11 protein-coding genes are annotated in these 14239 nt (G+C 72.9%); 4 read left to right on the top strand and 7 right to left on the bottom strand.

Going from position 1 to position 14239, the window contains the following annotated elements; genetic code table 11:
• Positions 1-53: 53 nt before the first annotated feature.
• Positions 54-1154, top strand: coding sequence for a PP2C family protein-serine/threonine phosphatase (locus tag ACZ5OX_RS11475; protein ID WP_465629702.1), 1101 nt, complete (start codon positions 54-56; stop codon positions 1152-1154).
• Between the two features lie 45 nt (positions 1155-1199).
• On the opposite strand, the gene ACZ5OX_RS11470 is transcribed toward ACZ5OX_RS11475, so the two are convergent.
• From ACZ5OX_RS11470 to ACZ5OX_RS11455, 4 genes are all read right to left on the bottom strand, one after another.
• Positions 1200-2348: a substrate-binding domain-containing protein gene (locus ACZ5OX_RS11470; RefSeq protein ID WP_465629701.1), complete on the bottom strand. Its 1149-nt coding sequence runs from the start codon at positions 2346-2348 to the stop codon at positions 1200-1202.
• The gene (locus tag ACZ5OX_RS11465) at positions 2345-3409 is read right to left on the bottom strand and encodes an ABC transporter permease (protein WP_465629700.1); all 1065 of its coding nucleotides are present in this window, start codon (positions 3407-3409) and stop codon (positions 2345-2347) included. Before ACZ5OX_RS11465 ends, ACZ5OX_RS11470 begins: the two co-directional genes overlap by 4 nt.
• Complete coding sequence (locus ACZ5OX_RS11460; RefSeq protein WP_465629699.1) at positions 3406-4968, bottom strand: sugar ABC transporter ATP-binding protein; 1563 nt, start codon at positions 4966-4968, stop codon at positions 3406-3408. Before ACZ5OX_RS11460 ends, ACZ5OX_RS11465 begins: the two co-directional genes overlap by 4 nt.
• Positions 4969-5048: 80 nt before the next feature.
• Entirely contained in the window at positions 5049-7910 is a 2862-nt protein-coding gene (locus ACZ5OX_RS11455) for a SpoIIE family protein phosphatase (protein WP_465629698.1), read from the bottom strand.
• Positions 7911-8081: 171 nt separating this feature from the next.
• On the opposite strand from ACZ5OX_RS11455, the gene ACZ5OX_RS11450 reads away from it, so the two are divergent.
• The gene (locus ACZ5OX_RS11450; protein WP_465629697.1) at positions 8082-8990 is read left to right on the top strand and encodes a cyclase family protein; all 909 of its coding nucleotides are present in this window, start codon (positions 8082-8084) and stop codon (positions 8988-8990) included.
• Between the two features lie 55 nt (positions 8991-9045).
• Here ACZ5OX_RS11450 and ACZ5OX_RS11445 read toward each other — a convergent pair whose 3' ends face one another.
• A complete protein-coding gene (locus tag ACZ5OX_RS11445) occupies positions 9046-9627 on the bottom strand; it encodes a hypothetical protein (RefSeq protein ID WP_465629696.1) in 582 nt (193 codons plus the stop codon).
• Between the two features lie 126 nt (positions 9628-9753).
• On the opposite strand from ACZ5OX_RS11445, the gene ACZ5OX_RS11440 reads away from it, so the two are divergent.
• Positions 9754-9918: a hypothetical protein gene (locus ACZ5OX_RS11440; RefSeq protein ID WP_465629695.1), complete on the top strand. Its 165-nt coding sequence runs from the start codon at positions 9754-9756 to the stop codon at positions 9916-9918.
• A 9-nt stretch (positions 9919-9927) separates the two neighbouring features.
• Here ACZ5OX_RS11440 and ACZ5OX_RS11435 read toward each other — a convergent pair whose 3' ends face one another.
• Complete coding sequence (locus tag ACZ5OX_RS11435) at positions 9928-11229, bottom strand: cytochrome P450 (protein ID WP_465629694.1); 1302 nt, start codon at positions 11227-11229, stop codon at positions 9928-9930.
• Positions 11230-11313: 84 nt separating this feature from the next.
• Here ACZ5OX_RS11435 and ACZ5OX_RS11430 point away from each other — a divergent pair, with 84 nt between their 5' ends.
• Positions 11314-13431, top strand: coding sequence for a tetratricopeptide repeat protein (locus ACZ5OX_RS11430; protein WP_465629693.1), 2118 nt, complete (start codon positions 11314-11316; stop codon positions 13429-13431).
• On the opposite strand, the gene ACZ5OX_RS11425 is transcribed toward ACZ5OX_RS11430, so the two are convergent.
• Positions 13359-14198: a helix-turn-helix domain-containing protein gene (locus ACZ5OX_RS11425; RefSeq protein ID WP_465629692.1), complete on the bottom strand. Its 840-nt coding sequence runs from the start codon at positions 14196-14198 to the stop codon at positions 13359-13361. The genes ACZ5OX_RS11430 and ACZ5OX_RS11425 overlap by 73 nt on opposite strands.
• Positions 14199-14239 lie beyond the last annotated feature (41 nt).

Here is a 14239-nt window from a genome sequence, read left to right as displayed (position 1 = left end):
TCGGCGGGGCCGCTCGGCACCGTGCGACGGAGCCGGACGGGACGGAGCCTCAGGTGCCCGCCCAGCCGGCCTGGCTCCGCTGGCTGCCCGCCATCTACGTCGCGGTCATCCTGGCGCTGGAACCGATCACTCCCGTGCAGTGGCCGGTGAGCTTTCTGCTCATCGCCCTGCCCGTCATCGCCGCTTTCGCCCACGGTCCCGCCTTCGTCGGCGCCATCACGGTCTTCGCCTTGGTCTTCGAAGGCGTGCTGGCGGGCACTCCGTGCTGTGCGGGCCGCGTCGTGGGTTATCTGTTCGAGCGCCACTACGTGGCCACCTACTTCTCCACGGCATTGGTCGGGGCGCTGGGCGTCCTTCTGGCCGCCCACCGAATGCGCAGGGAACGCACCCTGGCCACCGTGCGCTCGGTGGCCGAGACGGCGCAGCGCGTGCTGCTGCGTCCGGTTCCCCACCGCCTGGGCCGCGTCAGCATCGAAACCCTGTACGTGTCGGCAGCTGCGGAGGCCCAGATCGGCGGCGACCTCTTCGAGGCGATGAGCACCGCGCACGGTGTGCGCCTGCTGATCGGCGATGTCCGGGGCAAGGGCCTGCTCGCGGTGGAGACGGCCGCGGCGATGCTGGCCGCCTTCCGCGAGGCCGCCTACGACGAGCCCGATCTGCCCGCGGTGGCGCGTCGACTGGAGCGGAGCATGAGCCGCCGGGCCGACCGGCTCCCCGATAGCGAGGAACGCTTCATCACCACCGTCCTCGCCGAGATTCCCGGCGACGAGCCCGTGGTCCGCATCGTCAACTGCGGTCACCCCCCGCCGCTGCTCATCAACCGGGACAGGGTCAGCGAACTGGCCCCGTGTGATCCGTCGCCGCCGCTCAACCTCGGTGTGCTGCTCGGCGGCGACTACCACGTCGACGTGGAGCCCTTCCGTCCGGGCGACCGGCTGCTGCTGTACACCGACGGCGTGACCGAGACTCGCGACCGAACCGGAGCCTTCTACCCGCTCACCCAGCGTGTCCGCAACTGGACCGCCCTGCCGCCACGCGAGCTCCTGAACCGCCTGCACGAGGATCTGCTCGCATACAGCGGTGCCGCCCTCGACGACGACATCGCCGTGCTTCTCGGCCACCGGCTCCCCGACGACCGCGCTGACGCGGACTGATCACAGGGGCTCCGCCGGGCACCGCCCCCTCGCTACCTGCCCTCGCTACCTGCCCCAGATCGTCCGGTACGCCTCGCGGTAGCCCGACGGGTCCCAGGAGGTTGCTCCGCCGCTGTTGGCGGCCGTGGCGATGTGGACCGGGGCGACGTAGCCGCTGGCGGGCTGGTCGGAGAAGGCGCGGTTGAACTCGTCGACGATCTGCCAGCCCTGTTCGGTGAGGGGTTCGGGGACGGTGGCGGCCTGGAACTGTCTGCTGTCGATGCGCTGGAAGGCCGAGGGGTCGCCGTCGCCCGCGCCGATGTTGTACGGGGCCGCGTCGCCCGGTCTGCCGGCCGCGCGCAGGGCGGGCGCGGCGTCGGCGAAGTACAGGTCGTTGATGGCGACGGAGTGCGTCCACTGGCCCTGGAAACGGGCGAGGAGGGCGGAGACCTCCTGGGGAGTGCGGCTGGTCGCGTCCGGAATGGGGATGTTCTCGGAGGCCAGCAGTCTCACGCCGGGGCAGGTGGCGAGTTCGTCCTTGATCAGTTGGGACTTGGTCCTGGCGAACGGAACGGAGTCGTCGGTGAAGACGACGGCTCCGGCGACGCCGTTGGACTCCGCGATGACCCAGTCCGCGCTGAGCCGTGCGACATCCCCGACGTTGGTGGTGATGTTGCTGAAGAGCGGCGGGTTCGTGCTCGGCCCGGGAGCCGCGACCGCGTGCCAGCCGATGAGCGGGATGTGTGCCGTGCCGGCCTGCGCGACCTGTCGCGAGGTCAGGCCCGGGTCGAAGCCCCCGATGACGATGCCCGAGGGCCCGAGGTTCACCGCCTGGCCGAGCGCCGCCTGGATTCCGGCGGGCGTGCCCTGTCCGTCGATCACCCGCACGCTCCAGCCCATGACCGTCGCGGCCTCCGTGACACCCCTGGCGACGCCCGCCACGCCGGGGTTGGTCATGGTCTGGGCGACGTAGACGATGGACTTGCCGGGGACGGCCCCGGGGCCGCTGGTGGGGCCGTTCCAGGCGGTGGTGGCCTGCTCGGCCTGCCGGACGTCCGCCTTCGCCCGGGCCAGGGTGGCCGGGCAGCCGACCCCCGAGGGCCCTGCGACGGGGCCCCCCGCCCCGGTCGACAGGCCGCGCTGGCAGCCGGCCAGGGCGGTGCCGGCCGCTGCCAGCACGACTGCTGCCAGCACGGTCACGGCACCGCGCTTCATGGTGTCTCCCGGGAGGATGCCACGTCCGCCGACGGCGGCGTGAGCGGACGGTGGGGCCCGGCGCCGCCGGCGCGCAGCCGGCGGCGTGCGGAGTAGCCGGCCAGGCCGACGGCGAGGAGCAGTGTCGCGCCGTTGAACAGCGGCACGGCCCAGAAGTCGGCGCCGAGCTGCCCGATTCCGGCCAGACCGATGGCGAGGACGGCGACGGCGACCACGGTGCCCAGGCTGTTGGCGCGTCCGGGTTTGATCGCTGTGGAGCCGAGCAGCGCGCCGACGAACGCGGGCAACAGGTACTCCAGGCCGACGCTCGGGTTGCCGATCTGCTGCTGCGCGGCGAGCAGGACCCCCGCGAAACCGACGACCAGGCCCGATCCGGCGAAGGCATGGACGCTGTAGCGGCGGACGGGGATTCCGACGAGTTCGGCGGCGCGCGGGTTGGAGCCGATGACGTACAGGTACCGGCCTAGCGGCAGCCGCTCCTGCACCGTCCACAGGACGGCCGCGAGCGCGAGCACGTAGGAGGCGGACACCGGCAGTCCGAGGAACGTGGAGTCGTAGAGGTCGGTGAAGGCGACCGGCAGGCCGCCCGCGCCGGGGAGGACCCGGGCGCCACCGGTGATCCAGCCGGTGAAGGCGTACAGGATGCTGCCGGTGCCGAGCGTGGCGATGAAGGAGTCGATCCGCCCGAACTCGACGATGACACCGTTGAGGGCCCCGAAGGCCGCCCCGCCCAGGATCACGGCCAGGCAGGCGAGCGGCCAGGGCCAGTCGCCGTCGACGATGAGCCACAGCACCGCGACGTGCGCGAGGCCGAGGCCGTAGCCGATGGACAGGTCGAATCTGCCGGTGGCGATGGGGATCGTCGCACCGAGCGCGAGGATGGCGGGGACCGACTGGTTGGACAGGATCGAGGAGACGTTGTCGAGGGTGGGGAAGGTGTTCGGCAGCGCGAGGGAGAAGACCAGGAACAGCAGGGCGGCGAGGGCCGGCAGGCCGTAGCCGCCGATCAGGTGCCCGCGCCGGCGGCCCGGCGGGAATCGACGGAAGGGGGGCGCGGTCATCGGCCTGTCGCACGCCCGTCGCCGTCACCGTCGGTGACGGGAGGCATGGCCGAGGCGGCGGAGGTGAGTTCGGTGACGGTGAGGGCCGCACCGGTCAGCTCGGCGGTCACGGTCCCGCGGACGAAGACCAGGGCCCGGTGGCACACGGTGGCGACCTCCTCGAAGTCGGTGGAGATGAGCAGGACCGCGAGGCCGTCGGCCCGCGCCTGGTCGAGCAGGCGGTAGAGCTCGGCCTTGGCGCCGACGTCGACGCTCGCGGTCGGTTCTTCGAGGATCAACAGCCGCCGGTGTACCCGGAGCCACCGGCCGACCATGATCTTCTGCTGGTTCCCGCCGGACAACGTGGCGATCGGCGCCTCGCTGTCGCGGGGGTGCACCGAGAACCGCTCGATCAGGGCGGCGGCCTGGGCCCGCTCGCGCCGGGGACCGATCCAGTGCAGCGCCGACCGGCCGCCCGCCCGGGGGTTCGCCAGGAAGTTCTCGCGGACCGTCAGTTCGGCGGCGCAGCCCTCCTCCTGACGGTTTCCGCCGACCAGGCCGACACCGGAGTCGACGGCACCGGCCACCGTGTGCGGGGTGTACGGTCGGCCGTCGAGCAGGGCCCGCCCGCCGACGATCCGACGGGCTCCGGCGAGGGCGCGGCCCAGGTCGAAGTGGCCGGCGCCGGTGAGGCCCACCATGCCGAGGATTTCGCCGGCGCGCAGCCTGAGGCTGACCGGCCCGGCGTTCGGGGTCCGCACCGCGTCGAGGCTCAGCACCACCGGGCCCTCGGCGGAGGCGACCGGGGCGGCCCGGTGGCTGACCGGTTCGCGGCCCACGATGTCGTGGACCAGGCGTCGGCGGCTGTGGCCGGCGAGCGGGCCGGAGCTGATCAGACGGCCGTCGCGCAGGACGGCGAAGGTGTCGGCGACCTGGTAGACCTCGTCGAGCCGGTGGGTGACGTGGACGATGCCGTGCCCCCGGTCGCGCAGGGTGCGCAGGACGGCGAAGAGCCGGGTGCAGTCCGCGGCGGGGAGGCTGGCGGTCGGCTCGTCCAGGACGATGAGCTCCGCCCGCGTCGCCAGCGCGCGGGCGATCGCGACCAGCGAGCGCTCGGCGGGGGCGAGGTCGGCGATTCGCGTGTCGGCGTCGAGGTGCCCGGCGATCAGGGCGAGGGCGTCGGCGCAGCGCTCCCGGGTCCTCCGCCAGGAGATCAGCCCGTGACGGCGCGGGTAGCCGGCGACCAAGGCGATGTTCTCGGCGACCGTCATCCACTCGACGAGACCGAGATCCTGGTGGATGAAGGCCATGCGGCGAGCAGCGGCCTCGGTGCCGAGCGGGTGCCCGGCCACCGTCACCTCGCCCTGGTCCGCGTGGTGGATCCCGGCGAGCGTCTTGATGAGGGTGGACTTGCCGGCGCCGTTCGGGCCGAGCAGGGCCAGGACGCTGCCGCGATGGATGTCGAGGTCGATCCCGGCCAGCGCGGAAGTGCCGCCGAACCGCTTGCCGAGACCGCGGATGCGGACGAGTGGGTCGCGGCGCGCGGGTGGGCCCGCCAGGGGGTCGGGGGTGTCGTGCATGGACCACCGTTCCTACCAGCTCGGCCCGGCCTCCGAGGTGTTGACACGCCACGGTGGCCGTTGGTGTCCGCAGGGGCGGGTCATTCGATTTCGGGAATGTCGGCGAAGTGGTTCTCGAAGAAGTGGCTCTCGAAGAGGTCGGGGCCGCCGTCGGACGCCTCCAGGCCGCATTCGGCCCAGATGACCTTGCCCCTGGCCGTGTAGCGGGTGCCCCAGGCCTGGGCGAGCTGGGCGACGAGGAACAGGCCGCGGCCGCCCTCGTCGGTGGTCGCCGCGTGGCGCAGGTGGGGGGCGGTGCTGCTGCCGTCGGAGACCTCGCAGATCAGGGCGCGGTCGTGGATCAGACGGACCTGGATGGGCTCGGTGCCGTACCGGATGGCGTTGGTGACCAGCTCGCTGAGCAGCAGTTCGGTGACGAAGGCGACCTCGTCCAGCCCCCAGTCGTCCAGGCGGCGGGCGGCGGCGGCGCGGACGTCGGCGACGCGGGACGGGTCCGCGGGCAGGTCCCAGGTGGCGATCCGGCCGGGGTCGAGGGCGTGGGTGCGGGCGACGAGCAGCGTGACGTCGTCGGCCGGATGCTCGGGTACCACGGCCTCCATGACGGTGCGACAGGTCTCCTCGGGCGAGCGGTTCGGGTGGGCCAGGGCGGTGCGCAGGCGGTCGAGGGCCGCGTCGGGGTCGCGGCGGTGGTCTTCGAGGAGTCCGTCGGAGTAGAGGACCAGCCGGCTGCCTTCGGGGAGGTGCAGCTCGGCGGTTTCGAACGGCAGTCCGCCCAGGCCGAGCGGGGGCCCGGCGGGGAGGTCGGGGAGGGTGACCGTGCCGTCCGGGTGGACCACCGCGGGTGGCGGGTGACCGGCGCGGGCCAGCGTGCAGCGCTGCGAGGTCGGGTCGTAGACGGCGTACACGCAGGACGCGCCGACGATGCCGTCGTTGCCGGCGGCGGGCTCCACGCCGTCCTCGTCCCGGTCCAGGCGCCCCACGAGGTTGTCCAGGTGGGTGAGGAGCTCGTCGGGCGGGAGGTCCAGTTCGGCGAAGTTGTGCACGGCGGTGCGCAGGCGGCCCATGGTGGCGGCGGCGTGCAACCCGTGGCCGACGACATCGCCGACGACCAGGGCGACCCGGGCACCGGAGAGGGGGATGACGTCGAACCAGTCCCCGCGCACCCCGGACTCGGCGGGCAGATAGCGGTGGGCGACCTCGATGGCGCTCTGCTCGGGCAGGCCGCGCGGGAGCAGGCTGTGCTGCAGGGCCAGGACCATGGCGTGTTCGCGGGTGTAGCGGCGGGCGTTGTCGATGCAGATGGCGGCGCGGCTGGCCAGCTCCTGGGCCAGCGAACGGTCGTCGTCCCCGTAAGGGGCGGGGTTCCGGGCGCGGTAGAAGCCGGCGATGCCCAGCAGGACGCCGCGGGCCAGCAGCGGGACGGCGATGAGGGAGTGGACGCCGTGCGCGAGGAGGCGGTCGGCCGACTCGGGGTCCTGCGAGGCCCAGCCGGCGGCCGTGCGCAGATCGGGTTCCAGCACCGCCTGCCCGTCGGCCAGGCAGCGGCGGTGGGGCGTGGTGGGGCTGAGGTCGATCCGTTCGCCGACCGGGTGGAAGGGGCAGTCGGCGCGGATGCCGTGGACCACCGTGCGGTGCAGCTCGTTGGCGGCGTCGGTGGGCTCCTCGCCGCGCAGGACGGTCTCCGGCAGGTCGATGGTGACGTAGTCGGCCAGTCGCGGGACGGCCATCTCGGCGAGTTCCCAGGCGGTGCGGGTCACGTTCAGGGTGGTGCCGATGCGGGTGCTGGCCTCGGACAGCAGCTCCAGGCGGCGGCGGGCCGCGACGGCGTACTGTCCCACGCCCGGCTCACCCAGCAGCAGCAGGCCGGTGGCTGCGTCGCGTGCGGGGGCGGACGGCACCTCGGCCCCGAGGTCCGCTGCCCCCGTGGAGGTCCGGAGCGGTGGGACGGCGGTGGTCGTCGCGGGCGCCGGGAGGCCGATCGGCCGACCGACCTGGTCGGCCTGGTCGAGGGCGACGAGCCGGGGCTGCGAGTCGCCGTACAGGATCGCCTCGATGACGAAGCCCTCCACCCCGGACGGGCTGGTCACCGGACGACTCAGCAGGGTGGCCCGCCGACCCTGGGAGAGGATCACCTCGACCGCGGTGCGGCGGGCCGAGGAGATCAGCTCGGTGGCCATCTGTTCGAGCAGCATCCGGTCGTGCCGGTCCAGCCCGCTCCGGGGCGCCGCGCCCAGGCCGACCACGCGCCCGTCCCCGGCCGCCTGGTCGGCCTGGGCGCGGCGCCTGGAGTCGAGGTACGCGCGCAGCAGGGTACGCTCGCGCGCCGAGGTCTGCGCCAGCAGGCGCCGCTCGATGGCGATGGCGGCCCTGCGGATCAGGTCCTCCATCTGCGGGTCCGCGTAGGCGGGCGGATAGGCGAAGCAGAGGACACCCTCGATCCGTCCGCTGAGGGGGTCACGAACGGGAATCGCCGTACATGCGTTCGACTGGCCGCGCTCGGCGAAGTGCTCGGCGCCGGAGATGTGAATGAGCCGCCGTTCCGTGAGCGCCAGCCCGATGCCGTTGGTCCCGCCGTACCGCTCGGCGAACACGAAACCCGGGACGCTCTGGATCGCGGGCAACTGCCTGCTCATGGACGGTTCGCCGAAACGGCGCTGCAGCACCGCCCCGTCCCCGTCGGTCAGGGCCACGTTCACCCGGCTGCCGGCGAACCTGGATGCCAGCCGGTCCAGCACGGGCCTGGCCGCATGGACCAGCCGGCCGTCCAGATCGATGTCCGGCCGGTACGGGAGCTCGGACCCGTCCGGGGAGATCTCCATCGACTGGCAGCGTTGCCAGGAGCTCAGGATCAGGTTCCGCACGCCACCCTCGACCGGTTCACCGAGCATGAACCGCTCACGGGCCCGTACGGGGCCGATCCCCGCCTCGTCCGAAGCCGTCATGACCGCCACAGCGCTCGCATCTCCGCGGACCTGCACCCTTCAATGCAATATTAGGACTTTGCCCGTTACGCGGTGTTTTTTCACCGGATCGCTCACGCTCCCCGAGCACGGTGGCGGTAGTGCGGCCGTCACCGCATCATCGGCAGAGCGGGGGACGGGCTGAGGAGCGCCATGACCAGTGCCGACGGGCCGGCGATGACCCGCGACGAGTTCGACGCGCTGTTCCGGCAGCTGCGCCGCGACCGTCTCCCCGGGCCGGTCGAAGGGCGGCGACGGGTGGCGGCCGCCGGACTCGTACGCACGGGTGAGGTCGTCGCCATGGGGCGGCCGTGGGACAGCGTGCCGGGGCCCGACAACCGCAGGCCGGCACTGCACCAGATGACCGAACTGGCGGACGTCACGGCCCCCGAGCCGACCGTCCACCGGGACTTCATCGCCTCCGACTACCACGGCAAGGCGCAGACGCACCTGGACGCGCTCTGCCACATCGCGTACGGCGGCCTGCTCTTCGCGGGAGTGCGGGCGCGGGAGGTGTTCTCCTCGCAAGGTGCGGCCTACGGCGCGGTGACCGACCTGCTGCCCGGACTGGTGGGGCGAGGAGTCCTGCTGGACGTGCCACGCCTGCGTGGCCGTGCCTGGCTGGAGCCGGGAGAGTCGATCGGCGGCCCGGAGCTGTGGGCCTGCGCCGAGGAACAGGGCAGCCCGCTCCGTCCCCAGGACATCCTCCTGGTCCGCACGGGCCACCTCGCCCGACGGCGGCGGCTGGGCGCGTGGGACCCGGACGACCTCAGCGCGGGCCTGCATCCCGGCGCGATGCGCGTGCCGAGCGAGTCACAGGCCTCGGCACTGGGCAGCGACGGCGACAGCGACGTACGCCCGAGCCCCGTCGCCGGCGTCCACTCGCCGGTCCACGTGCTGGCCATCACCGCCCTGGGCCTGCCGCTGATCGACAACCTGGACCTGGAACCACTGGCCGAGGCGTGCGCGCGCACCTCACGATGGGAGTTCCTCTTCGTCGCCGCGCCCCTGAACATCCCCCGCGGCACCGGCTCCCCGGTCAATCCGCTCGCGGTCCTCTGAGCACTCGCGGTCTTCTCGGCGTGGCCGGGAGCCCGCTGCGCTCCGGGCGGCGTCGTCACCACTCGTCGCGGTCGCCGATCACCCGGAAGCTGCCCACCGCGCCGCCGCCACCGAGCAGGCCCCCGTACACGCCCCCGTGGTCGGTGCGGGTCACGACGCCATTGGTGGCGCCGTAGGGGCCCACGGTGGCGACCGGACCGCCGTTGTCACAGGAGAAGCCGCGGTAGACCTCGACGATCTTCCGGCTGTCGTTGAAAATGCTGAAGCTACTGGAGCCCAGTCCGCTGGCGGCGGTGATGCATCCCTCCGCGTCGGCGGAGTACGTGCGTTCGTTGAAGTAGATCCTTCCCGCTTCCTCATGGCCGTGGCCGCGTCCGCCCTCATGACGGTCGCCGCCCTCGCCCTCGTGCCGCTCCCCGCTTTCGCTGCCGCCGCCCGGGGCGGCCTGCTTGTCGGGCTCGGCCGCCGGCTGGACGGCCGGGGGCGCCGGGGCGGCCGGCTGGACAGGCTGCGCCGCCCGCTGGACAGACGGGGACGCCGGGGTGGATCCGGTGGTCAGGGCGTAGGTGATGCCGGTGGTTGCCAGGGCTGCCGCGCCTACTCCGGCGGCGGCCACAGCCAATGTGCGCGTGCGCATGTCACTGTCTCTCTGCCTCACGGACGTCGGCCGGGTGACCGACCCGCGATGAACGTAACGACAGCGGTGGTGACCGTCATTTCGGACATGTCCGAGGTGTGACACCATGAGCCCAGCCAGGTGAACATGCGGCACGCATCGCATACCGGTGACGAACTCGTCAACCACATCCGCCGCGACGTCCTCGCTCGCGTCGGCCACCGCCTCAACGACGACGACACCGCCGCCATCGCCATCCGGCGCGCCGAACCCACCGCCGCCCACCTCGCCGAGTCCGGCCGCAACCAGTGAGGCGCCTGCCTACCTCCAGCGGATGCGCAGCTCCTTCAAGCCGTTCTGGAAGTTGGAGACCAGCCGTTTCGGCGGCGCGTCCGAGGCAAGCTCCAGACCGGGCAGCTCGGCGACGACCCGGCCGATCAGGGCCGACATCTGGATCCTGGCGAGTCGTGCTCCCACGCAGAAGTGTGCTCCGAACCCGAAGCTGACATGGTCGTTCGGCGTGCGGGTGATGTCCAGGCGGTCCGGGTCGGGGAAGACCGACTCATCCCGGTTGGCGGAGGCGTGATACACAACCACCTTGTCGCCACCGCGAATCTCCTTCCCGGCCAGCACCACGTCCCTGGTCGCGGTACGTCGGAATTCGACAACCGGCGGCCAGAACCGAAGCAGCTCATCCACTGCCGGAGCGATCAGGTCCGGCCGTCGACACAGCAGGCGGTACTGCTCGGCGTGGGACAGCAGGGAGTACAGCCCGCCGGGCAGGCCGTTGCGCAGGGTCTCGTTACCGGCGACCGCGAAGAGGAAGAACATCGTCTCGAACTCCTCGACCGTCAGCCCCGCGTCGAGCATCCGGGAGAGCAGTCCGCCCGGGTCGGGCCGCCGGGCCAGGCCGTGGGCGTAGGCGAACATGTCCGCCAGCGCGGCGCGGGACCGGGGGTTGACCGGGCGGCCGTCCGGGGTGGTCCAGGTGGTGGGGCGGTGGGCCAGGGCGGCCCGGCCGAGGTCGGTGAGCGCGGCCGGCTCGACGGTGCTGGAGTGGGCGTAGTCGGCGTCCTGGTAGCCGATCACCCGGTTCGCCCAGTCCAGCAGCAGCCCCCGGTCCTGCTCCGGCACGCCCATCACCCGGGCCAGCGTCCACACCGGCAGGTCCGCGGCGAGCCGGACGAAGTCCGCCCGACCATCCGGCCGCACCTCCTCCACCAGCTCCCGCACCCGGCCGTCGACCGCCTCCGCCAACTCCGCCAGCGCACGCGGGGTGAACGCCGCGGCGACGATCCGACGCAGCCGGGAGTGGTCCGGAGGATCCTGGTTGAGCAACATCGCCCGGGCGAACTCCAGATCCGCCGGCGAGTCGGGGTCGCGGATCTGGGTGGCACCCAGGTGCGAGGAGAACAGCCCGGGACTGCGCAGCACGTGCTTCACGTCCGCGTGCCGCAGCACCGCCCAGTACCCCGGCCCACCGGCCCACCCGCCGACCGGGGGCTCCTCGACCCACCACACCGGCGCGGACTCGCGGAGCTCCCGCAGGAGCCCGTACGGAACGCCGTGGGCGTAGGTCTCCGGGAGGAAGAGCTGGTTCACGTACGCCTGATCGAGGGTCACGTGGAGGGACGGTACGGCAGGGCTGTCGTGATGTCATGGACGGCGGAAGATCCGGCAGGGCTTCGCCTTCCATAATGGTGTCCGTTGAACACGCGGGTCGTTGGTGGGGGCGAGCAGGTGCAGGGCCGGCAGGTCAGGAACGGGATCGACGGCAGTGCCACCGTGCATGGCAGTGCCTTCCAGGCCGGGGAGATGACCGTCCACCAGTACGCGGCGCCGGCGGGTGCCAAGGTGCTGTGGCCGGTGGTGGTCGGGCGGATCCCGCCGAAGGCGACCGCCTTCCAGCCGCGGGCGGAGCTGCGGCAGGCGATCGACGAGGCGCGCGGGGAGTACGGGACGGTCGTGCTCAGCCAGGTGCTGGCGGGCGGTGGCGGTGTCGGGAAGTCGCAGCTCGCGGCGCACTACGCGCGGGAGGCCGTCGAGGCGGGCACCGATCTGGTGCTGTGGGCCGACGCAGCGGAGCCGTCCGCCGTGACCGACCTGTACGCGCGGGCCGCCGTGGCGGTTCAGGCTCCCGGGGCGAGCGGGGAGGCGGCGGAGCAGGACACGGAGCGCTTCCTGTCCTGGCTGGCCACCACCGACCGCAGCTGGCTGGTCGTCCTCGACAACACCACCGAGCACACCCCCGAGGAGCTGTGGCCGGTCACCAGCCGGGGCGGGCGGGGCCGGGTCATCGCGACCACCCGGCACCGGGGCGCCGCCAGCACCGGTGGCGACCGTCGGCTCGTCGACGTCAGCACGTACTCCGAAGCCGAGTCCCTTGCCTATCTGAGCGAGCGACTGGAGCGGGCGAAGTGCGCCCGGTTCCTGGACGAGCACGCCGGCGAGCTCGCCGAGGAGCTGGGGCACCTACCGCTGGCGTTGGCCCACGCGGCCGCCTACATGGTCAACACCCGGCGCAGCTGCGGCCGTTACCTGGAGTTGTTCCGCGACCGCACCCGCAGCCTGGACGCCGTCCTGCCCGCCCGCTCCGGCGCGGACGGCTACCGGGGTCCGGTGACGGCGGCGCTGCTGCTGGCCCTCGACGCGGCGCAGCAGGAGGAGCCGGTCGGGCTGGCGGGGCCGGTCCTCGGGTTGGCGGCGCTGCTCGACCCGGCCGGGCATCCGCAGGAGCTGTGGGGCACGGAGGCGGTACTGGAGCACCTCGGCAGGGTTCGCGGCGGGCCGGTCACGGCCGACGACGCGCTGGACGCGCTCGCCTTGCTGCACAACTACAGCCTCATCACGCTCACCGAGACCGCCGACCGGGAGGTGACGCTGCACGCGCTCACGGCGCGTGCCGCCCTGGGCATCGGTCCTGATGCGCCGGAAGCGGCCGTCACGGTTGCCGACGCCCTCGTCGAACTGTGGCCAGGTGAGGACTACCGTGCGCAAGGCTTGGCCGCGACGCTCCGGGCCAACACCGAGGTCCTCGCCGGGCACCGCACCCCCGACCTGGTTCGGCCGTTGACGGGAATTCACCCGCTCCTGTTCAGCTACGGAATCAGCCTCATCGAGGCAGGCCTGTACACCACCGGCATTCAGCACTGGAGCGGTCTTGCCGCCGCGAGCGAGCGGGTCCTCGGCACCGACCACCCGAACACCCTCACCTCCCGCAACAACCTCGCCACCGCCTACTCGGACGCCGGGTACACCGACGACGCCCTGCGAGTCCAGGAGGAGGTCCTCGCGGACCGCCGACGTGTCCTCGGCGACGACCACCCCGCCGTCCTCATGACCCGTAACAACCTCGCCGTCACCTACCGGACCGCCGGACGCATCGACGACGCCGTCGACCTCATGGAACAGGTCCTCGCGGACCGCCGGCGCGTCCTCGGCGACGACCACCCCGACACCCTCATGGCCCGCCACAACCTCGCCGTCACCAGGTCGGAGACCGGACGCGTCAACGAGGCCGTCGACCTCATGGAACAGGTGCTCGCGGACCGCCGGCGCGTCCTCGGCGACGACCACCCCGCCGTCCTCATGACCCGCAACAGCCTCGCCGTCATGTACTGGGAGGTCGGACTCCTGGACCAGGCAGTGGAGCTGCTCCGCCAGGCCGTGGCGGATCTGGACCGGGTCCTCGGACCGGACCATCCGGACACCGTACTGGCCGTGGGCAACCTGCGTGATCTGGCCCCGGAACCTCAGCCCGACGCCGCCCAGGACAGCAACAGCCGCAGCCCGTCGTCCGAGGCCGAGCCCGGGTCGGCCGTGTAGGTGACCAGCGCCTGGCCCGGGTCGTCGGCCGGCCGGAGGGTGTCGTAGGCGAGGTCCAGGGTCCCCGCGAACGGGTGGCGGAAGGACTTGCGGCCCGAGGTCTTGTCGGCGACCGGGTGTTCGGCCCACATCCGCTGGAACTCCTCGCTGCCCAGGCAGAGTCGGCCGATCAGTTCGGCGAGCAGCGGGTCGTGGGGGCGGCGGCCGGCCTCCAGGTGGAGGAAGGCGACGTTCTCCCGGGCGCAGGCGGCCCAGTCGGCGTAGAGCTCGCGGGAGCCCGGGTCGAGGAAGGTGATGCGGGCGATGTTGCGGTCCTCGACGGGCAGGGCGCCGTAGTCGCCGAACAGGGCGACGGCGGCGGGGTTCCAGGCCAGGACGTCCATCCGGTGGCCCATCACCACGGCCGGGGTGTCGTGGAGCTGCCGCAGCAGGTGCAGCAGCGAGGGGCGCGGCTGCTGGCGGACGGCGGGGCGGCGGCGGGGCCGGGCCGTGGGGCGGGCGAGGCGGTGGAGGTGGCCGGACTCGTCGGGGGCCAGGCGCAGGGCGCGGGCGACGGCGTCGAGGACGGCGTCGGACGGGTTAGCGACGCGACCCTGTTCGAGGCGGGTGTAGTAGTCGACGCTGACCCCGGCGAGGTGGGCGAGTTCCTCGCGGCGCAGTCCGGCGACGCGGCGGCGGCCGCCGTAGTCGGGGAGGTCGACGTCCTCGGGCCGCAGGCCGGCGCGACGGGTGCGGAGGAATTCGCTCAGGGCGCTGCTCGGGTTCACACCGGTGATTCTCACCCGGACGGGCGGCGCCGTGCCTGGCC

The organism is Kitasatospora sp. NPDC032121, from assembly GCF_055580145.1.
The sequence above is the reverse complement of the archived record's forward strand: the minus strand, read 5'-3'. Positions and strand labels throughout refer to the sequence as shown.